Origin of the sequence: Bacillus sp. USDA818B3_A, from assembly GCF_009928415.1 — a bacterium.
Lineage (GTDB): Bacteria > Bacillota > Bacilli > Bacillales > Cytobacillaceae > Neobacillus.
Window position 1 is genome coordinate 42,030 of sequence record NZ_JAABNN010000021.1, and the last position, 19,878, is coordinate 61,907.

Here is a 19,878-nt window from a genome sequence, read left to right on the forward strand (position 1 = left end):
TTACAAATTAAAAGCCCGGTTAAATGCCAAGGGGAACTTAAGGGGGAAAAGTAAATTGACACAAGCCACATCAACCAACAAGATCGTTGTACTTGGAAATGAAAGTGTAACCTTACCAAAGGGTTATAAGGCGGGCGGTATGCATTGCGGAGTTAAGAAGAAGCGTCTTGATTTGGGATATATTGTATCGGAAGTTCCGGCAGCGGTAGCAGGAGTTTATACAACAAATATTTTTCAAGCAGCACCACTCATCGTAACGCAAGAAAGTATCGCAAAAGAAAAGAAAATTCAAGCCATACTTGTTAATTCAGGTAACGCCAATGCTTGTACAGGAGAGCAGGGGCTGCTTGATGCAAAGGCAATGCAAAGTAATTTCGCAAATGAGTTAGGCATAGAGACCGATCTTGTTGCCGTAACCTCGACTGGTGTAATTGGTGAATTGCTCCCAATGGATTGCATCAATAGCGGGATTAAACAAATCCTCCAACAGGAATACGAACAAGAGGCCAATTTTAAACAAGCCATTTTAACTACGGATACATGCATCAAACAAATTGGAGTTCAATTATCGATTGATGGTAAGACCGTTTCAATCGGCGGTGCTGCAAAAGGTTCAGGAATGATTCATCCAAATATGGCAACCATGCTTGGCTTTGTAACAACTGATGCCAATGTAGCCCAGGATGACCTGTTATCAGCACTAAAGGGTATAACCAATACAACTTTCAACATGATCACCGTTGATGGAGACACAAGTACCAATGACATGGTTCTCGTTATGGCGAATGGATTAGCAGACAATGAGCAGCTGACAAAAGAGCATCCTGAATGGGATATCTTTGTAGAAGGATTAGGTATTGTCTGCAAGGAACTTGCGAAAAAAATCGCTAGAGACGGTGAAGGAGCAACAAAGCTTGTGGAAGTCCAAGTAAGTGGAGCTTTCAATACAGATGCAGCTAAAACAGTGGGCAAATCAATTATTTCATCTAATCTCGTAAAAACAGCTATCTATGGAACGGACCCAAACTGGGGACGCATAGTTACAGCTGCAGGATACAGCGGAGTACCAATTGTACCTAATTTATTAGAAGTTTCAATCGGTGAATATAAAGTATTTGAAAAGGGCCTGCCGTGCCCAATAGATGAGGAAGAAGTAAAAAGCTACTTAGAACAAGAGAATGTTGTTATATTTGTTAACTTAAATCAAGGTGACTACAGTGCAACTGCCTGGGGATGCGATCTTACTTACGACTATGTAAAAATTAATGCATCCTACCGCACTTAAGGGAGGACTTAAAATGAAATATTTAGTCATTAAGTGTGGCGGAAGTGTGTTAGAAAATCTGCCAAGATCCTTTTATGAAGATATTGTAAAGATGCACACATCCAGTGAGTGGACGCCAATTATCGTTCATGGCGGCGGCCCGCTGATCACGTCCCTATTAAAAAGTTTGAATGTTGAAACTAAATTCGTGAACGGACTAAGAGTAACTGACCATCAGGTTCTAGACATAGTCGAAATGGTATTAAGCGGTTCGGTCAACAAACAAGTGGTGAGAAACCTTGTAGAAGTTGGCGGAAATGCTGTAGGAATTAGCGGCGTAGATGGAGGATTGCTGAAGGCAGCTCCAACAGCGAATGCAAAAACCTTGGGATTTGTTGGAGAAGTGGTTGAAGTAAATCATACTATCATCGAAGGAATTGTCAGCCAAGGTTTTATTCCAATTATCTCTCCGGTTGGGATCGATTCTTCCGGCCAACGGTACAACATAAATGGTGATATCGCCGCATCTGCGATCGCCAAATCATTGGAAGCAAATCTTTGCTTCATTAGTGATATTCCAGGAATCTTAGTTGAAAATGATGGTGTTAAAACCAAACTCGATAAGGTCTCAAAGGCGATTATTGAACAGATGATCGAAGATGAAACTATTTATGGGGGAATGATACCAAAGGTTCAAGCAGCGATTGACGGCCTTGTTCATAATATCCCTGAAGTTGGAATCATTAACGGCTTTGAAAAAAATAGCCTATTAGACTATACAAATGGTAAATGCGTCGGAACAAAAATTGTCTTAGAAGAGGAGATTGCGTAATGACGAATGAGACTTCCGTTTCCCTAATCACACCTGTAATGGCCACCTACAGCCGATTCCCTGTCACCATAGTAAAGGGAAAAGGAAGTTATGTGTGGGATGACCAAGGAAACCAATTCTTAGATTTTACTTCAGGTATTGCCACTTGTAACTTAGGGCATGTTCCCGATCCAGTAAAAGAAAAACTGGAAGAACAATTGCAAAACTTATGGCATTGTTCAAACCTTTATCATATTCCTAATCAACAAAAGCTAGCTGCATTGTTAACAGAAAATAGCTGCGGCGATCAAGTTTTCTTTTGCAACAGTGGCGCCGAAGCGAATGAAGCTGCTATTAAGTTGGCAAGAAGATATGCGAATAAAGTAAAGGGAAACAGTTCATCAGAGGTTGTTACCTTTCAACAATCCTTTCATGGAAGAACCTTAGCTACTTTAACAGCAACTGGGCAAGAAAAAATTCAGCACGGTTTTGCACCACTATTGCCTGGCTTCAGCTACCTGCCATTTAATGACGAGGAAGCACTTGAAAAACTTACAACCCTTAAGCCTGCAGCGGTTCTACTAGAACTTGTTCAAGGTGAAGGCGGCGTTATTCCTGCAAAGCAAGAATGGGTAACGAAACTTGCTCAAATCTGTAAAGAAAACGAGATTCTCCTAATGGTAGATGAGATCCAAACAGGAATCGGCAGAACAGGTACATTATTTGCTTATGAACAATATTCCATCGAACCGGATGTGATTAGTATCGCAAAAGGTTTAGGTTCCGGCTTTCCCATTGGGGCCATCATTGCGAAAGAAAAGGCTGCGAAAGGCTTTGAACCGGGCAGTCATGGCAGTACCTTTGGAGGAAACCCATTGGCAACTGCAGCAGGCCTTGCCACTGTAACTCATATTGTTGAAAGCAATTTACTTGAAGATGTGAAAGTTATGTCAGATTACCTAGATCAGCAGCTTCAAGCTTTAAAGGTAAAGTACTCTTTTATAAAAGAAGTACGCGGTAAAGGACTCCTAAAAGGCTTAGTAGTGGAAATTAATGCCTTAGAAATTGTACAAAAAGCCATTACTAATCATCTTTTAATTTTAACAGCCGGTCCTAATGTGGTTCGTGTTTTACCACCATTAACTGTAACTAAAAAAGAAATTCTTGAATGTATAAAAGTCTTGGAAGAAACATTCCAAAGTATAGAGAAAGGCGCGTGAGTATTTTGGAAAAAGGTTATCTTACTTTGGAAACGGGAGAAGTATTTGAGGGTGTACTAATTGGTGCGGAAAAGGATTCTCTTGGGGAAGTCGTTTTTAATACAAGTATGACGGGATATCAGGAAATTATCACTGATCCATCCTATGCCGGACAAATCATTACTTTCTGCTATCCGATTATTGGAAACTATGGAATCAATGCATTGGATGACGAAAGCATTTCTCCAGCATTAGCAGGGGTTGTCATTAGTGATTTATGTGAAGAGCCAAGTCATTATCAATCTATTAATAAATTTTCAGAAAAGCTAAAGTCTGCAGGGGTTTCCGGGCTTGCCGGGGTGGACACAAGACGACTCGTTAAAACCATTCGCAGCCGTGGTACAGTAAAAGGATATTTAGGAAAAGAAAAGAAAAATATTGTTCCTAACGATCTAAAACCGACCATGTGGGTGGATCAAGTATCTACCAAAAAGATTCAATATTTCAAGAATAATGGTCCTCAGGTAGTGCTAATGGATTTTGGATATAAGAAGTCAATCCTTCATGCGCTTCTAGAGGAAAACTGTTCAGTAACCGTTGTTCCTTACACAACCACATTTGAGAAAATTAAATCCTTAAATCCAGATGGTATTCTTTTAAGCAATGGACCTGGAGATCCAATGCAGTTAAAAGCATGGTTCCCGGAAATAAAGAAAATCACACAGGCCTATCCAACTCTCGGAATATGCCTGGGACATCAGTTAATTGCCCTGTCATATGGGGCAAAAACGACCAAACTTGCTTACGGACATAGAGGTGGAAACCATCCAGTGAAGGAATTGACGACTGGAAAGGTAAAAATAACTGCACAAAATCATAGCTATGTTGTGATGGATGAGAGTATTGATCAAAAAGTATTTAATGTTTCTTACCGTAATATAAATGACAAATCAATTGAAGGGCTGCAACATAAATTGTACCCCATTCAAACCGTTCAATTTCATCCTGAAGCACATCCAGGACCAAGCGACACGGAATATATTTTTAAAGACTTTGTGAGTCAGATTGCATCATTGGGAGAGAACGTATATGCCGTTAAATAAAAATCTAAAAAAAGTACTTGTTATTGGTTCAGGACCAATTGTAATAGGGCAGGCAGCAGAATTTGACTATGCCGGTACACAAGCATGTATCGCTTTGAAAGAAGAGGGCGTTGAAGTAGTTCTCATTAATAACAATCCAGCCACTATTATGACAGATGAAGCAGTGGCAGATAAGGTATATATTGAACCATTAAATGTAGAAACGATTGAGAAGATCATCCAAAAAGAACGACCTGATGGTGTAATCGGTACACTTGGAGGTCAAACTGGATTAAATCTAACTGTTCAGCTATTTGAACAGAAAATTTTAGAAAAATACAATGTTGAACTTTTAGGGACTTCGGTCGCATCCATTAAAAATGGAGAGGACCGCGAGAAGTTCCGTAACTTAATGATAAAAATTGGTGAACCCATCCCTGAATCTGAAATCATCCACACGTACGAAGAAGGAGTTCAATTTGTTCAAAAAATTGGGTTCCCTGTCATCATCCGTCCTGCCTATACATTAGGAGGAGAGGGTGGAGGTTTCGCCTATAACGCTGAGGAACTTGAAGTTGTGCTGAAAAAAGGGTTAGCAGCGAGTCCTATTCACCAGGTCTTAGTGGAAAAGAGCATTAAAGGCTGGAAGGAAATTGAATATGAAGTCATGAGAGATGCAAACGATACGTGCATCATTGTTTGTAATATGGAAAATATGGACCCTGTAGGCGTTCATACTGGCGATTCCATTGTTGTGGCTCCATCACAAACATTAACAGATGTTCAATATCAAATGCTTCGTGACGTTTCGATAAAAGTTATAAGAGAATTAGAGATTATTGGCGGATGTAATATTCAGATGGCTTTGCATCCTGAATCCAATCAATACTATATTATCGAGGTAAATCCAAGGGTAAGCCGTTCATCGGCGCTTGCCTCAAAAGCAACTGGATATCCGATTGCAAGGATGGCCGCAAAGTGTGCGATTGGTTATCATCTTGATGAGATTGTGAACCCGATAACAGGTAATACCTTTGCTTCTTTTGAGCCAGCGATTGATTATATTGTGGTGAAACTGCCTCGCTTTCCATTTGACAAATTCCCTGAAGCAGACCGGACACTAGGGACACAAATGAAAGCAACTGGGGAAGTTATGGCAATTGACCGGACGTTTGAAGGGGCTTTAAATAAAGCCATTCGTTCTATGGAAATGAATGTTTACGGTCTCTGTCAAACAGCATATGAGTCATTAGATGAGTCTTCTTTGATTGATTTGCTTAAAACAGCCAATGACAAGAGACTATTTGTTATTGCCGAAGCATTTAGAAGAGGCCTCACTATACAAAAAGTAAAACAACTGACTGAAATTGACCTGTGGTTTTTACACAAAATTAGCTCAATCGTTGCGTTAGAAAAGGAACTAGCTTCCTATGAATGGAGTTTAGTTCCAATCGACCTGCTAAAAAGAGCCAAGCGGAACAATGTAGCTGACAAATTATTAGCCCAAATTTATCAAATCCCTGAAAAACAAGTAAGAGACAAGTGGAAAGAACTCGGATGGAAGCCTGGCTACAAAATGGTAGATACGTGTTCAGCTGAATTTGATGCCGTTACACCTTACTATTATTCCACTTGGCATGGCAGTGATGAGGTAGAGAATACTGACAATAAAAAGATTCTTGTTATTGGATCTGGTCCGATTCGGATTGGGCAGGGCATCGAATTTGATTATTGTTCTGTTCACGCTGCGAAAGCTCTTAAGAAAAAAGGCTTTAAGGCCGTAGTCATTAATAACAACCCAGAAACGGTAAGTACGGACTATTCGGTTGCTGACAGTTTGTATTTTGAACCGCTTGCTGCTGAAGATGTCTTACATGTCATTGAAAAAGAAAAAGTAGATGGCGTATTAATCCAGTTTGGCGGTCAAACAGCGATTAATCTTGCGCATGATTTAGAAGAAGAAGGAATTACGATTTTAGGAACATCAGTTAAGAATGTGGACCGTTTAGAGGATAGGAAGGAATTTTATCAACTCCTAGATGAATTAGCAATTCCACATATTGAAGGGAAAACCGTTTCCCATCCAGAAGAACTGATCGAAGCAGCTCAAGGATTAGGATACCCGGTACTTGTCCGTCCATCGTATGTTATTGGCGGTCAATCGATGTATACGATTTATTCAGAACAAGAATTAGCGGGATACATTGCCCAGCTTGAAGATAACTCACATGCAGAAATGTGGCCGTTATTAGTGGATAAATTTTTACCTGGCCAAGAGTGTGAAGTAGATGTTATAAGTGATGGTAAACAGATTGTGGTTCCTGGGATTTTTGAGCATATCGAAAAGGCTGGAGTGCATTCCGGAGACAGTATCACAGTGTTTCCACCAATTTCACTAACTAACAAAGTAAAAGAAACATTAATTGATTATGCAGGCAGAATCGCTAAGTCAGCACCTGTTGTTGGCATCATGAATATCCAATTTGTTATTTATGATGAAACGGTTTATGTGCTGGAAGTAAATCCGCGCTCATCACGTACCGTGCCGATTATTAGTAAGGTCACTGGCGTTCCAATGATCGAGTGGGCTACCAATGTTCAATTAGGTGATTCATTGTTAAGTTTAAGCCAAGAAATAGGATTATTAGCTGAACCTAATTACTATGCCGTAAAAGCACCAGTATTTTCTTCAAGTAAGCTTAAGGGAGTCGATCATGTACTCGGACCTGAAATGAAGTCAACAGGGGAAGCACTTGGAATTGGGACTACTTTTCAGGCAGCCCTGCAAAAATCGGTACCTTTAATCAATGGAATCAAGGAAGAAAGTTATCTGCTTTGTTCGATTTCGGACAGAGAAAAAGCAGAAAGCCTTGCGGTATTAAAGGAATTGGTAAGAGAAGATTACAAAATTGCCGCAACAGAAGGTACGGCTTTATTTCTGAAGTCTAATGGCGTTACTGTGGATTTAGTAGTTAAAGATGAAAAGGATTTAAATGATATTTTCCGAAATAAGGCGATTCAGGCCGTTATTAATATACCGAACCAAGGTCGTAATAAAAACAAATTTGGTTTCCAGATTCGTGAGTATGCAGTCCGCTATAAGGCACCTGTGTTTACTCATCTAGATACAATTGAAACCACATTGGATGTTCAAAAGAAATTTGGCGCTGAATATGAAGTACGAACGGTCAGCGAGTATTACAATTTTAAGAAAGAAGGTGCCGTTCATGTTAGAAGCAATTAATGCGGACGGAAAAAGCATCGTTAACAAACAGACATTTAAGGGTTTAAATTTTTTACAGTTAGCTGATTATAGTACGGATCAAATCCTTTACTTGCTTAATGAAGCAGTCGAATTAAAAAAACTGCAAAAGCAGGGTAAACCTCATCACTTCTTAAGTGGAAAGGTATTAGGGATGATATTTGAAAAGTCCTCTACACGTACAAGGGTTTCCTTTGAAGTGGGGATGCTCCAGTTAGGCGGGCATGCGATTTTCTTGAGCTCAAAGGACATTCAGCTTGGCCGCGGCGAGAGTATTTCAGATACCGCTAAGGTTTTGTCCCGTTATATTGACGGAATCATGATTCGTACCTTCTCACATGAGTCGGTTGAAGAGTTAGCCTCACATGCAACAGTCCCTGTCATTAATGGATTAACAGACCTGCAGCACCCGACCCAGGTGCTTGCAGATTTGCTGACCATTCTCGAGCATAAAGGAAAATTGGCAGGATTAAAGCTATGCTATATCGGTGACGGTAATAATAATATGGCCCATTCTTTAATGGAAGGGGCTGTAAAGGTCGGAATGAATATCAGTATTGCCAGTCCAGAGGGGTATATGCCTAATGAAGAAATTACTGAAAGGGCCATCCAAGCAGGAAAGAAATCTGGAACTGCGGTTACGATCACAAACGATCCTTGTGAAGCGATAAAGAATGCTGATGTGGTCGTCACAGATGTTTGGACCAGCATGGGGCAGGAAGAGGAAACTGCCATCCGTTTAAAAGCATTCCAAGGTTTTCAAGTGAATGAGGAATTATGCAGTCATGCGGATAAAGATTTTATCTTTTTACACTGTTTACCGGCACACCGCGGTGAAGAGGTAACCGGTGAAATTATTGATGGCCCTCATTCCGTTGTCTTTGATGAAGCTGAAAACCGTTTGCATGCGCAAAAAGCAATTTTAAAACTTTTACTATCATAATTGCTTCCTTTTCTATGAAACATGTTGTATAATAATTCTATCAAATGAATAAAAATCCACATTAGAGTTCGAGGAGAGTAAAAATGACTAAGGAAAAGATTGTTTTAGCCTACTCAGGCGGTTTAGATACATCCGTTTCAGTAAAATGGATCCAAGAAAAGTACGGTTATGATGTTATTGCTCTAGGTTTAGATGTTGGTGAAGGAAAAGACTTAGAAGCTATTAAAAATAAAGCATTAAAAGTTGGCGCTACAAAAGCGTATATGATAGATGCAAAAGAATTGCTGGCAAAAGAATATATTTTACCAGCTTTAAAGGCTAATTGTTTATATGAAGGAAAGTATCCACTATCTTCAGCCCTATCAAGACCGCTTATTTCTAAATTACTAGTAGAGGTTGCGGAAAAAGAAGGCGCAACAGCGGTTGCTCACGGTTGTACAGGTAAAGGGAATGACCAAGTCCGTTTCGAGGTATCCATCCAAGCGTTAAATCCTAGCTTAAAGGTGGTTGCACCTGTTCGTGAGTGGGGAATGACCCGTGACGAGGAAATCAAATACGCGGAAGAAAACGGAATTCCTATTCCAGTAAATTTAGACAATCCGTTTTCCATTGATGCCAATATCTGGGGACGTGCCTGCGAAGCCGGAGTTCTAGAAGATCCATGGGCAGAAGCTCCTGAAGCAGCTTTTGACTGGACAAATCCAATTGACTTGACACCAGATACTCCTGAATATATCGAAATTGAATTTGAACAAGGGGTACCGGTTGCTCTAAACGGAGAAAAGCTTCCGCTTGTTCAGCTGATTGAAACACTTAATACAATTGGCGGTAAGCACGGGGTAGGCCGTATCGACCATATTGAAAATAGATTAGTAGGGATTAAATCGAGAGAAGTATATGAAAACCCTGCAGCGTTAATTTTAATTAATGCACATAAGGAATTAGAGTTCTTAACATTAACCCGTGAAGTGACCCAATTCAAGACACAAGTTGAACAGCAGATGGCAAAGATTATTTATGAAGGTCTTTGGTATTCTCCGATAAAACCAGCTCTTGATGCGTTTATCAATGAGACGCAAAAGGTCGTTACTGGAACAATCCGCGTGAAGCTGCTTAAAGGCACTCACACAGTGGTTGGCAGAAAATCACCACACAGCCTTTACAATGAGGAGCTAGCTACTTATGCAAAAGGCGATGCTTTTGATCATAATGCTGCTGTTGGCTTTATTAAGCTTTGGGGACTGCCAACAAAGGTGTATTCTGAAGTAAATAACAAAGAAACCATTTTAAAATAATCCGGATTGCCCTCGAATCCCTTTCGGGGGCTCTCTTCTTTATATTTAGGAGGAAAAGCAATGTCGAAGTTATGGGGCGGCCGTTTTACGAAAGAAACCAATAAGCTCGTTGAGGAATTTACAGCATCAATTTCCTTTGATCAAAAGTTAGCGAAGGAAGATATTGCCGGCAGCATGGCGCATGTTCAAATGCTCGGAGAATGCGGCATTATTCCAGCAGAGGATGCGGATAAAATAAAGGATGGCCTTTTAGCCATTAAGAAAATGGTGGATGCTGACGAGGTTGAGTTTTTAGTTGAAGATGAAGATATTCATATGAATATTGAAAAGCTTTTAATTGAAAAAATCGGTCCTGTCGGAGGTAAGCTTCATACTGGCAGAAGCCGTAATGACCAAGTGGCTACTGATATGCATTTATACTTAAGGACGAAAACAACTGAGTTGATTAAATTAATTGAAGATGTTCAGCAGGCATTAATTGTACAGGCGAAAGAGAACATTCATACATTAATTCCAGGGTACACTCATTTACAGCGAGCTCAGCCAGTTTCCTTTGCCCATCACCTGATGGCTTATTTTTGGATGTTTGAACGTGATAAAGAGAGATTGATCGATTCACTGAAACGTGTCAATTGGCTGCCCCTTGGTTCAGGAGCACTTGCAGGTACTACTTTTCCTATCAATCGTGAACGTGTTGCAGAATTATTAGGCTTTGAAACGGTTTATCCTAATAGTATGGATGCTGTGAGTGACCGTGACTTTATTTTGGAATTTTTATCAATTGGCTCTATCATTATGACTCATATTTCCCGATTTTCAGAGGAATTGGTCATTTGGTCAAGCCAGGAGTTCCAGTTTGTTGAGCTAGATGATTCTTTCTGTACAGGTTCGAGTATCATGCCTCAAAAGAAAAACCCAGATGTACCAGAATTACTTCGTGGTAAAACAGGCAGAGCGTATGGGAACCTGATTGGGCTATTAACCGTTCTTAAAGGCTTGCCACTCGCTTATAATAAGGATCTGCAAGAAGATAAAGAAGGCATGTTTGATACAGTAGAGACACTTGAAGGTTCTTTAAAGCTGTTAGCTCCAATGATTGAGACGATGACAGTAAATAAAGATGTAATGCGAAAAGCCATCAATAATGATTTTTCCAATGCTACAGATATAGCCGATTATCTTGTTAGAAAGGGCTTGCCATTCCGTGAGGCACACGAAGTCATTGGGAAAATCGTCTTATATTCCATTCAATCGAATAAATTTTTATTAGATTTAAGTTTTGAGGAATACCAGGGCTTCAGTCCATTATTTGAGGAAGACATATACGAGGTATTGGCTCCAGAACATGTAGTCGCAGTTAGAAACAGTTTCGGCGGCACCGCTCCGGCACAGGTGGAGCAGCAAATCGTTCTTGCAGAGGGAAAACTTCAAAGATAACTAGTGATTTAAAGACTCGCCCAAGGGCGGGTTTTAATTTTCTTTATTCAAATTAAAAGAATATATTGACATTTGTAAATAATTAAATTAAAATATCCTTTATAAATTAACTTGGCAATTTAATTCTAATAAAATATGACTCTTATCCAGAGAGGCGGAGGGACTAGGCCCGATGAAGCCCGGCAACCTTCAAGGTATTCCTTGAAAAGGTGCTAATTCCTGCAGGTTTGTAACCTGAAAGATAAGGGGAGGATTAGGCCCTCTTCTTATGTAAGAGGGCTTTTCTATTAGTTTATAATATTAGCGAAATTTAGAAGGGTGGATCAGCATGTCTGTAATTAAAGTGGCACTCCTTGGCTTTGGCACCGTTGGTGAAGGATTTTATAGGACGATACAATCTCATTCAGAAGAGCTGACTGCTGTTTTAGGCAGAAAAGTAGAAGTTGCTGCAGTTCTGGTTAAAAATAAGCAGAAAGAAAGGAATATAAGGAAGAATGTATTAGTCACAACAGAATTTACCGATATTCTCAATTTGCCACAGCTGGATGTTGTCGTCGAGGCTATTGTTGATAAGGATCCAACCTACTCTTATTTACAGAAAGCGATTGAGCGCGGTTGTCATATTATAACAGCTAACAAAGAAATGTTTGCCCATTATGGACAAGAGCTTCTTGAACTTGCGAAAAGGCATAATGTTTCCGTCGGATATGAGGCAACTGTTGCTGGAGGGATACCGGTCATACAAACCTTGAGACAATTATTAAATGTCAATCGAGTACAGCAAGTTCAAGGAATATTAAATGGAACTTCAAATTACATATTGACGGAAATGAGAGAGAAGAAACTTTCATTTGAAGAGGCTCTGCGGGCAGCACAAGAAAAAGGTTATGCAGAAGCAGATCCTACAAATGATGTCGAAGGCTTTGATGCCTTTTATAAAGCCATGATTCTAAGCCGTCTTGCTTTCAAGGAAGAGCCAAATTGGCATGATGTTGAGCGGAAGGGAATTACATCAATAACTGGCCAATTAATTGAAACTGCTGAAAACCTTGGGTTAAGATTTAAACATGTTGCGAGCTTAAAAATATCGGGTAATCAATTGCATGCATCTGTTAAACCAATACTGATTGGCAAGGAACACCCTTTATATCATGTTGAAGGGGTACAGAATGCAGTAAATATTTATTCTGATATCGTCGGCCAAATTACACTTCAAGGTCCAGGTGCAGGAATGTATCCGACAGCAAGTGCCGTTATTGAGGATTTAGTTTACGTCTGCCAAAATCGTCCAACAGGCCAAGGGTTTATTTCAACTAAGGAGACTAGTTTAGTCACAGAACAGGACCAGAAAGAAGAAACATGGTTAATAAACGGTAGGCTGCAAAATGTGAATAACGATTCGATTAAGTTAATTGAACATGTTGATGATGAAAATTGTATTGTCAAAGCGGTAAGGGAAGATATAGGAAGGCTTTCAACACAAAATGAGGAGCTCGTTTTTTATCCCATTTTAGGAGAATATGAAAGCGGGCGTAAACTGGCAAAAGTAGCTTTATAAAACATAGAACCTTACTACATAAAAGAGCCTTGGGCTCTTTTTCTTTTTTATTCTCCATCCTTAGCAAAAAATAGGGTGAACGTTTAGTCAGATACAAATGACTATCATATCCTATAGGGACAAACCGGACAAGTTATATCAAAAGGATGTGAAGAATCAATTATGCTCGAAAATAATTCGAATCATGAGATTGAGGTTAGTATTATTATTCCATCGCAAAATAAGTACCCCCTAAACTTACTTACACTCTATTCACTCGAGAAACAAACCTTCAACCCAAACAAAATGGAAGTGGTCTTTATTAATGATGCTTCCACTGATGAAACTGAGAGGACACTGCAGAACTATCATCCCCCCTATCATTTTCAATACATTCACAGCACACAAAATTTAGGGAGAGCGAGGGTCAGAAATTTAGGAGTTCAATCGGCAAAGGGCAGTATTATTATTTTCCTTGATGCGGAAATGATCACAGAGCCTGACTTTGTTGAAAATCACTATAATTACCACCAAACTTCTAATAAAGTTATTGTGTCAGGGGCAATGTACTCTAAAGCATTATATTCCTGTATTTACCCCGCTTTCTCCGATGAAATCCTTAACATGCTCGGCAAGCTGACAAAAAATAATCAACAGGTATATAAGAGATATAAAAATTGCAGCTTCCCGCTTACGAAACCATACCAACTGTTAGAGAAAAAAGATATCGATACCGGTACCTATAAAGATCTATCATTCCATGCTTATCCATGGTTTCAAGAGATTACTAGTAATTTTAATGAGGAAATGGAAGGATTCTCATTCCCATGGATGGCTTTCTTAACAGGAAATATCTCCATGCGGAAAGAGTTAATTATCAAGGCAGGGTTGTTTGATGAAGAGTTTTACCATTACGGTTATGAGGATTGGGAGTTAGGATATCGGTTATATCAAATGGGTGCCCAATATATTAACAGCAATCAAATGGTCACATACCATCAGGAACATCCAGTTGGGGAAAGAAAGTGGAGAGAAGCTGTAGGAAACTTTGGTTTATTTACTATTAAGCACCATGATATGGATGTACTGATTTTAGCCCTAGAGCTTGCTAGAATGACTGATTTGATGACAATGAATAACATTTTAAAGGAATATAAATCACTGCTTGGATCTGATTCAGATGAATTTAAAATATTCTCAGAAAAATTGGTCTATATTCTCGAAACAATTACCCTTTTGCTAGAAGTTGATATTCGTCACAAAAATATCCTAGGTGCAGCAGGTTTTAGTTCAAAAGCTAGAAAAGAATTAAAAAAGGATATGAAAAAAATGAAAAAACTGTATCCAAATTTATCACAATTTATCTACCTGGTGATTAATTCATAAGAAAGGAGTAAAAAGAGTGGTTTCTATTATAACTTGTACAATAAGAGATGAATGCATGGATAATATTTTTAACAATTATCAGCAGCAAACGTGGAAGGAAAAAGAACTCATTATTATTTTAAATAAAGATTCCATGGACATTGATAAATGGCTAAAGAAAGCAAAGAACTACCCAAATGTTCGGGTTTATCAATTACATGAACAGGCTGCCTTAGGAGACTGTTTAAATTTTGGGGTCTTGAACTCTGACTATGACATTATAGCTAAATTTGATGATGATGATTATTACGGACCCAATTACATTACAAACGCAATGTCAGTGTTTGAAGACCAGAATATCTCGATAGTGGGTAAAAGCTCGGTTTATATTTACTTTCAAAATAAAAAGGCTTTAATTCATGTTCAGGGAACAGAAAATGCGATAGCAGATTCAGTAGCTGGGGCAACCCTGATGTTTAGAAAAAACGTGTTTTATTATGTCCGGTTCGAAAAAGTAAATCGTGCGGAGGATTACTTTTTTATTGACCAATGCAAAAAAGAAGGTTTTCAAATTTATTCAACGGATCCTTATGATTTTGCTGTTAATAGGCAAAACTCAAAAAAACATACTTGGAAGATTTCAGATGAAGATTTGATGGAGTGGGGAGACCTTGTTGGTTATATGGATGATTTCCAAACAATCGTGTCTAAAAAGGAAAATACTTTTGTTTAAGAAGCAGGGTCCCCCCTGCTTCTCTATTTAGAATTAGTGTTTTTATCTGTTCCGATTTTTTACCCGCTGATTAGCGGCATTGGCACGTGCTTGTGCCTCAAGATCTGCGTGATCAGCAAACTCTGCTGAATACTCAACATCTTTCCCATCCGTTTTTAAATTCTTTGGAACTTGTGGAAGTGACCCTTTATTATGCTTTTGCCCTTGTGCGCGGCCCATGAAAAAAACCCCTTTCAAGTTGAACTAATAAGAGCAGTAATTGCCCTCATGAGTAGTTTTTACTGTCTGAAAGGAGTCCATTAATGGAAAAATTTTATTTTTAAGCTTAAGAATTTTCGGGTTAGATGCGAGTCTTTTTATCCGTGAACCCAGCTGCACGGTCAGCCATCTTAAAATCGCGCTGGTAGCGCACCTCTTGCATGCTTGTTAACGGATATTTTCCTCCGCCCCTGCTGTCTTTCTTCTTCTTTTCACCCATTATAATCATTCCTTTCAACATTTTTGGTAAAAGCTAATCAGGCTGAAAACTAAATATGTACTTATTTCCATTTTTACCTTTTAGAAAAAAATGATACGGTTTTTTGCAATATATTTTTAAAAAAGCTTTCGTAATATGTTAAATTAGTCTTGAGGTGAATGAAATGGGCATTATTACAAAAATCACCACACAGCAGAAGAACCAAGACCGCTTTAACGTTTTTATGGATTACGGCAAGGGAAAAGGCGAGGAATTTGCGTTTAGTGTCGACAGTGATGTTCTAATCAAATTTCAATTGAAAAAGGGAATGGAGCTTGATGACTTTTCCTTCCTAGAGATTCAATACCAGGATGACATTCGGAAGGCTTATCATTTGGCTGTAAATTACCTCGCAAGAAGAATGAGGTCGGAAAAAGAAATTAAAGATTACCTTGTCCAGAAGGAAGTGGACGAGCCCGTCATTAAAGAGGTTATTTATAAATTAACTTCACAGAAATATATCAATGACCAAGACTATGCGTTTGCTTATGTAAGGACTCAGGCTAATACCACAGATAAAGGTACAAATGTTGTTAAAATGGAATTAAAGGAAAAGGGAGTTTCTGAGGATATTCTTATCAGGGCACTTGAAGAATTTCCATTAGAACAGCAAATAGAGAAGGCCATGAAATTAACGGAAAAGTTTTACCAAAAAAACGCAAAGGATTCTCTAAAGGTCCAAAAACAAAAGCTTGAGCAGTTGCTCCTAAGAAAAGGATACACATACGAGATCATAAACATTGCTGTTAAGGAAACGGATATAGAAAAACAAGATGATGGTGAAATGGAGGCTGTTCGATTTCAGGGTGAGAAACTTCATAGGAAGTATGCTCAACTTGGAGGTTATGAGTACCAGCAAAAGATGAAACAAGCTCTATACCGTAAAGGTTTTACCATCGATTTAATTGAGCGTTTCTTGGAAGAGAAAAACGCAGACTTTTGAATGGGCAGTCCTTCGACGAAGAAAAATTGAAGGCAGGAATTCTTAAAAATGGAGTGGGAAAAATGCATCAGCAGGAAAGACGTTACAGTGAGATGACAGAGCATGAATTAAGACAAGAGATTGCGGATCTCAAAGAAAAGGCTCGGAAAGCGGAGCAAATGGGAATGGTGAACGAGTTCGCTGTCCTTGAAAGAAAGGTGCAAATGGCCCGAGCATATATAATAAATCCAGATACATTTAAACCTGGAGAGATTTATCAAATTGAAGGGGATCCGGGTCAATATTTTAAAATTGATTATATGAATGGTGTGTTTGCTTGGGGTTATCGGTTAAAAGGTGACGGGAAAGAAGAAGCACTGCCTATCTCCGTGTTAACACCTTTAAAATAAAAGAGATGGAAAAATTAAAAAGACAAACCAGAGATGAACTCTGGCTTGTCTTTTTATCTTGATAATTGTCCAGCTACAGCGCCTGTTCAAGGCGCTTTCGCTCTTCGATGTTATTTCCAAACTGCTTGCGGTGATTCGTCATCACGTTCACCAGATGCCCGCATACGTTCTTGTGGATGAGTATTGATACTGCCATCCGCTCTTGTGGAAGCATATTCGGCTTTTGCCCGCGGTTCTCCCTCAAGCTTGTTATTATTTTGGTTTGGAAAATTAGTTGCCTTATTTCTCATGCTGTACCTCCAATTAGGGAATGAGAAAAACGTGAAAAACACATATGTCAATGTGCCAACCACGTACCGTTAGTATTGACGCATCGATTGAAGGTTATGTTATAAGAAAATGGTAATGAGGTGTATGAATGAAGGAATACCATGAAAGATTAATTCAAATGTTGATAGATAAAAACGGCCAGCTCACCTATGAACAGGCTCGAACATGGGTGGAGTTATTATGGGATGATTTTGAAACCACCTACGCCAAAGCTGGCTGGGAATACAAGGGCAGTGAAATGACTGAACGAATTGTCACCCAATGGATTTCTAATTACGGAGACAAGCTCCACGAGTTTGTTGCAACCAATCCTAAATATAAAAAATTCTTGATACAATAAAATAAAAGAAGGGCTTATAGCCCTTCTTAACCCGGTATAATACTCAACTTCTTCCTTAACTTCTTCTCGCTAAACACCCAGCCCGTATAAGAGCTAATCGGATTTAAATCCCGATCCAATTGAACAACAGCTACAAATGGATAGTGACCATTACTTCGATATCGTAGATCGATAAAGCGCACTTCATAAAAATCAGTATATTCATCAACTTCCCATCGATAAACAGGAGAGAATGACAAGAACGCGGAAAGGTTTTTATCCTTTTTAGCTGCTTCAATTACAGGTGTATTTGGAACAGGGATACGGATAAACTTGTCAAGGATCTCAATATTATTATTTAAAGCTCTGCCCACAAAAAACTCTTCCTTATTCATCGCTGCAATTCTCCACTGATGAAACCTCATCGTTGGGGCAATAATTATTTCTGTTGCATCAGGAATAATTTTTTTAACTTCCTGCAAGACCTTATTCTTCGCTAAGTATCTTCTAATGTAATAGGCAATGATAACAGCATACATAATTAGAAAGGTAACCCCAGGATTCGCTCCAATAATCCAAATGAAGATCCCAATGATATGAATGGTAAAGATTACCGGATCAAAGGTATTAATCACTCCAAGTGCTACCCATTTGGATGAGAAAGGTCTAAGTGCTTGAGTGCCGTATGCATTAAAAATATCAACGAAAACATGGATAAATACAGCAGCAAAAGTCCATGCCCATAAATGCAAAAGGTTTGCACCTGAGAAAAACGGATAGACAACCGCAATAATCAGCAGCGGCCATAAAATAACGGCGGGTATAGAATGTGTAACTCCGCGATGGTTTCGAATATAGATAGCATTATTTCTAAGTTTTAAGACGGTGTCAATATCTGGGATTTGTGAACCTGCGATGGTCCCAATCAAAACACTTGTTGCCGTAGCATGACTGCCGGCAACTACTGGATCGAGGGCTGCAAGTCCGCCTAAAGCAATACCCATTACCACATGTGTTCCAGTATCCAAATGGATATTCCTCCTTTAATATATTCTTGTCAAACAAACTATTTTAGCTTATCGTAAATGAATGGACTCTTAACATTGTCCAGCTTCATAGGTAGGAGCGCACCTAAAGGCGCCTTCGCTTTTCTTTTTATTTTCCCTCTTTTCGTGAGGTTTAACAACTTGGAGGAACAAAAGTTATGATTATTGAACCTGAAAATTCTGAAAAAATCAATATAAATGCTTTTCAAAATGATTTAATTTCTTGGTTTAAAGAAGAACAGCGCGATCTGCCGTGGCGCAAGGATCAAGATCCCTACAAGGTTTGGGTTTCAGAAATCATGCTGCAGCAGACAAGGGTTGACACAGTCATCCCATATTTTAATCGCTTTATTGAGTGGTTCCCGACGATTGATGATCTGGCTGATGCTGATGAAGATAAAGTACTAAAAGCATGGGAAGGTCTAGGATATTATTCTCGGGTACGTAATCTTCAATCTGCAGTGAAGGAAGTCAGGGAGAAATACAATGGAGAAGTACCTAATACGCCTAAAGCAATAGCTGAACTAAAAGGAGTAGGTCCTTATACAGCTGGGGCGATTTTAAGTATTGCCTATGGTATCCCCGAGCCGGCTGTAGATGGAAATGTAATGAGAGTACTATCCAGGATACTGCTAATTTGGGATGATATAGCTAAAGCATCCTCTAGGAAAGTTTTTGAACAGGCTGTCAGGGATTTAATTTCACATGACGATCCATCTTCATTTAATCAAGCATTAATGGAGCTTGGCGCTATTATATGCACGCCCACTTCTCCTTCGTGTTTATTATGTCCTGTCCGGGAACATTGTCAGGCCTTTTTCGAAGGGGTTCAAGATGAACTTCCTATAAAAACAAAAAAGGCAAAAACACGTGATGTTCAACTAGCTTCAGCTGTCCTAGTAAATAGAGAGGGTAAACTCCTTATACACAAACGTCCAGCGAGCGGCTTACTAGCAAATTTATGGGAATTTCCAAATGTTGAAATTCATCACCAACTGCAAAATGATCGTGAAGAAATAGTAAAATTATTTGATCAAGAGCTGCAACTAAAAACGGACCTTGAAACGATTATTGGCCAAATAGAACATATTTTCTCCCACTTGGTATGGAATATTAAAGTCTATACTGGTACAATTTCTGATGATTTTCAAGAAAATGAGGATTGGAAACTTGTCTCATTTAAAGAAATGGAGAACTATGCATTTCCTGTATCTTATCAAAAAATTTTTCAAATGTATAAAAGTTCCTTACAGGAATAAACGCGCTGGTACCGCGTTTATTCCTTTTTGGATAAATGTCCAGCTCCAGCGCCTAGGGGCTCGGGGTCATAAGCCAATCCGTCAAGAAGGCTAAAAAGCAGCCTTCTCGCCGGCTCGTCTTATGCCTGTCACCCCTGTTCAAGGCGC

At 39.1% G+C, this 19,878-nt stretch carries 19 protein-coding genes and 1 riboswitch; of the genes, 15 read left to right on the forward strand and 4 right to left on the reverse strand.

Going from position 1 to position 19,878, the window contains the following annotated elements; translation table 11 throughout:
* Nucleotides 1-55 precede the first annotated feature (55 nt).
* The 11 genes from argJ (at nucleotide 56) to GXK58_RS22550 (ending at nucleotide 14,928) form a co-directional block, all read left to right on the forward strand.
* Nucleotides 56-1,285 carry a bifunctional ornithine acetyltransferase/N-acetylglutamate synthase gene (gene argJ, locus GXK58_RS22500; protein ID WP_237389755.1) on the forward strand — a complete coding sequence of 410 codons (1,230 nt, stop codon included), beginning with the start codon at nucleotides 56-58 and terminating at the stop codon, nucleotides 1,283-1,285.
* A gap of 13 nt (nucleotides 1,286-1,298) precedes the next feature.
* Nucleotides 1,299-2,096 (forward strand): acetylglutamate kinase, encoded by a 798-nt coding sequence (argB, locus tag GXK58_RS22505; RefSeq protein WP_160725426.1) that lies wholly within the window; start codon nucleotides 1,299-1,301, stop codon nucleotides 2,094-2,096.
* Nucleotides 2,096-3,295 carry an acetylornithine transaminase gene (locus GXK58_RS22510; protein ID WP_160725427.1) on the forward strand — a complete coding sequence of 400 codons (1,200 nt, stop codon included), beginning with the start codon at nucleotides 2,096-2,098 and terminating at the stop codon, nucleotides 3,293-3,295. Before argB ends, GXK58_RS22510 begins: the two co-directional genes overlap by 1 nt.
* Nucleotides 3,296-3,300: 5 nt before the next feature.
* A complete protein-coding gene (locus tag GXK58_RS22515) occupies nucleotides 3,301-4,377 on the forward strand; it encodes a carbamoyl phosphate synthase small subunit (protein WP_160725470.1) in 1,077 nt (358 codons plus the stop codon).
* Nucleotides 4,364-7,600, forward strand: coding sequence for a carbamoyl-phosphate synthase (glutamine-hydrolyzing) large subunit (gene carB / locus GXK58_RS22520; RefSeq protein ID WP_160725428.1), 3,237 nt, complete (start codon nucleotides 4,364-4,366; stop codon nucleotides 7,598-7,600). The genes GXK58_RS22515 and carB overlap by 14 nt, the downstream gene beginning before the upstream one ends.
* Complete coding sequence (gene argF, locus GXK58_RS22525) at nucleotides 7,584-8,561, forward strand: ornithine carbamoyltransferase (RefSeq protein ID WP_160725429.1); 978 nt, start codon at nucleotides 7,584-7,586, stop codon at nucleotides 8,559-8,561. Before carB ends, argF begins: the two co-directional genes overlap by 17 nt.
* An 83-nt stretch (nucleotides 8,562-8,644) precedes the next feature.
* On the forward strand, nucleotides 8,645-9,856 hold the full coding sequence (locus GXK58_RS22530; RefSeq protein WP_160725430.1) for an argininosuccinate synthase: 1,212 nt from the start codon (nucleotides 8,645-8,647) through the stop codon (nucleotides 9,854-9,856).
* A 60-nt stretch (nucleotides 9,857-9,916) separates the two neighbouring features.
* Nucleotides 9,917-11,293, forward strand: a complete 1,377-nt coding sequence (argH, locus tag GXK58_RS22535; protein WP_160725431.1) for an argininosuccinate lyase — start codon at nucleotides 9,917-9,919, stop codon at nucleotides 11,291-11,293.
* 139 nt (nucleotides 11,294-11,432) lie between these two features.
* Nucleotides 11,433-11,541, forward strand: a riboswitch (SAM riboswitch).
* Between the two features lie 80 nt (nucleotides 11,542-11,621).
* A complete protein-coding gene (locus tag GXK58_RS22540) occupies nucleotides 11,622-12,851 on the forward strand; it encodes a homoserine dehydrogenase (RefSeq protein ID WP_160725432.1) in 1,230 nt (409 codons plus the stop codon).
* Between the two features lie 162 nt (nucleotides 12,852-13,013).
* Complete coding sequence (locus GXK58_RS22545; protein WP_160725433.1) at nucleotides 13,014-14,216, forward strand: glycosyltransferase family 2 protein; 1,203 nt, start codon at nucleotides 13,014-13,016, stop codon at nucleotides 14,214-14,216.
* A gap of 55 nt (nucleotides 14,217-14,271) precedes the next feature.
* Nucleotides 14,272-14,928: a glycosyltransferase gene (locus tag GXK58_RS22550; protein WP_160725434.1), complete on the forward strand. Its 657-nt coding sequence runs from the start codon at nucleotides 14,272-14,274 to the stop codon at nucleotides 14,926-14,928.
* A 42-nt stretch (nucleotides 14,929-14,970) separates the two neighbouring features.
* On the opposite strand, the gene GXK58_RS22555 is transcribed toward GXK58_RS22550, so the two are convergent.
* Both GXK58_RS22555 and GXK58_RS22560 read right to left on the reverse strand, forming a co-directional pair.
* Nucleotides 14,971-15,147 carry a YfhD family protein gene (locus GXK58_RS22555; RefSeq protein WP_160725435.1) on the reverse strand — a complete coding sequence of 59 codons (177 nt, stop codon included), beginning with the start codon at nucleotides 15,145-15,147 and terminating at the stop codon, nucleotides 14,971-14,973.
* A gap of 121 nt (nucleotides 15,148-15,268) precedes the next feature.
* A complete protein-coding gene (locus tag GXK58_RS22560) occupies nucleotides 15,269-15,415 on the reverse strand; it encodes a YfhE family protein (RefSeq protein WP_442862497.1) in 147 nt (48 codons plus the stop codon).
* A gap of 154 nt (nucleotides 15,416-15,569) precedes the next feature.
* Here GXK58_RS22560 and recX point away from each other — a divergent pair, with 154 nt between their 5' ends.
* Complete coding sequence (gene recX, locus GXK58_RS22565) at nucleotides 15,570-16,388, forward strand: recombination regulator RecX (RefSeq protein ID WP_160725436.1); 819 nt, start codon at nucleotides 15,570-15,572, stop codon at nucleotides 16,386-16,388.
* A 62-nt stretch (nucleotides 16,389-16,450) separates the two neighbouring features.
* Nucleotides 16,451-16,777, forward strand: a complete 327-nt coding sequence (locus GXK58_RS22570; RefSeq protein ID WP_160725437.1) for a YfhH family protein — start codon at nucleotides 16,451-16,453, stop codon at nucleotides 16,775-16,777.
* 110 nt (nucleotides 16,778-16,887) lie between these two features.
* Here the strand turns inward: GXK58_RS22570 and GXK58_RS22575 are convergent, their stop codons facing one another.
* The gene (locus GXK58_RS22575) at nucleotides 16,888-17,067 is read right to left on the reverse strand and encodes a small, acid-soluble spore protein K (protein ID WP_160725438.1); all 180 of its coding nucleotides are present in this window, start codon (nucleotides 17,065-17,067) and stop codon (nucleotides 16,888-16,890) included.
* Between the two features lie 128 nt (nucleotides 17,068-17,195).
* Between GXK58_RS22575 and GXK58_RS22580 the strand changes: the two genes are divergently transcribed.
* Nucleotides 17,196-17,447 (forward strand): YfhJ family protein, encoded by a 252-nt coding sequence (locus GXK58_RS22580; protein WP_160725439.1) that lies wholly within the window; start codon nucleotides 17,196-17,198, stop codon nucleotides 17,445-17,447.
* A 26-nt stretch (nucleotides 17,448-17,473) separates the two neighbouring features.
* Here GXK58_RS22580 and GXK58_RS22585 read toward each other — a convergent pair whose 3' ends face one another.
* On the reverse strand, nucleotides 17,474-18,454 hold the full coding sequence (locus GXK58_RS22585) for a metal-dependent hydrolase (RefSeq protein WP_160725440.1): 981 nt from the start codon (nucleotides 18,452-18,454) through the stop codon (nucleotides 17,474-17,476).
* Nucleotides 18,455-18,630: 176 nt separating this feature from the next.
* Here GXK58_RS22585 and mutY point away from each other — a divergent pair, with 176 nt between their 5' ends.
* Complete coding sequence (gene mutY, locus GXK58_RS22590) at nucleotides 18,631-19,731, forward strand: A/G-specific adenine glycosylase (RefSeq protein WP_160725441.1); 1,101 nt, start codon at nucleotides 18,631-18,633, stop codon at nucleotides 19,729-19,731.
* The last annotated feature ends 147 nt before the right edge of the window (nucleotides 19,732-19,878 follow it).

Coding starts and splice junctions, on each gene's coding strand:
- argB (WP_160725426.1), top strand. CDS start 1,299: ATGAAATATTTAGTCATTAAGTGTGGCGGAAGTGTGTTAGAAAATCTG.
- GXK58_RS22510 (WP_160725427.1), top strand. CDS start 2,096: ATGACGAATGAGACTTCCGTTTCCCTAATCACACCTGTAATGGCCACC.
- carB (WP_160725428.1), top strand. CDS start 4,364: ATGCCGTTAAATAAAAATCTAAAAAAAGTACTTGTTATTGGTTCAGGA.
- argF (WP_160725429.1), top strand. CDS start 7,584: ATGTTAGAAGCAATTAATGCGGACGGAAAAAGCATCGTTAACAAACAG.
- GXK58_RS22530 (WP_160725430.1), top strand. CDS start 8,645: ATGACTAAGGAAAAGATTGTTTTAGCCTACTCAGGCGGTTTAGATACA.
- argH (WP_160725431.1), top strand. CDS start 9,917: ATGTCGAAGTTATGGGGCGGCCGTTTTACGAAAGAAACCAATAAGCTC.
- GXK58_RS22540 (WP_160725432.1), top strand. CDS start 11,622: ATGTCTGTAATTAAAGTGGCACTCCTTGGCTTTGGCACCGTTGGTGAA.
- GXK58_RS22545 (WP_160725433.1), top strand. CDS start 13,014: ATGCTCGAAAATAATTCGAATCATGAGATTGAGGTTAGTATTATTATT.
- GXK58_RS22550 (WP_160725434.1), top strand. CDS start 14,272: ATGGATAATATTTTTAACAATTATCAGCAGCAAACGTGGAAGGAAAAA.
- GXK58_RS22555 (WP_160725435.1), bottom strand. CDS start 15,147: ATGGGCCGCGCACAAGGGCAAAAGCATAATAAAGGGTCACTTCCACAA.
- GXK58_RS22560 (WP_442862497.1), bottom strand. CDS start 15,415: ATGATTATAATGGGTGAAAAGAAGAAGAAAGACAGCAGGGGCGGAGGA.
- recX (WP_160725436.1), top strand. CDS start 15,570: ATGGGCATTATTACAAAAATCACCACACAGCAGAAGAACCAAGACCGC.
- GXK58_RS22570 (WP_160725437.1), top strand. CDS start 16,451: ATGCATCAGCAGGAAAGACGTTACAGTGAGATGACAGAGCATGAATTA.
- GXK58_RS22575 (WP_160725438.1), bottom strand. CDS start 17,067: ATGAGAAATAAGGCAACTAATTTTCCAAACCAAAATAATAACAAGCTT.
- GXK58_RS22580 (WP_160725439.1), top strand. CDS start 17,196: ATGAAGGAATACCATGAAAGATTAATTCAAATGTTGATAGATAAAAAC.
- mutY (WP_160725441.1), top strand. CDS start 18,631: ATGATTATTGAACCTGAAAATTCTGAAAAAATCAATATAAATGCTTTT.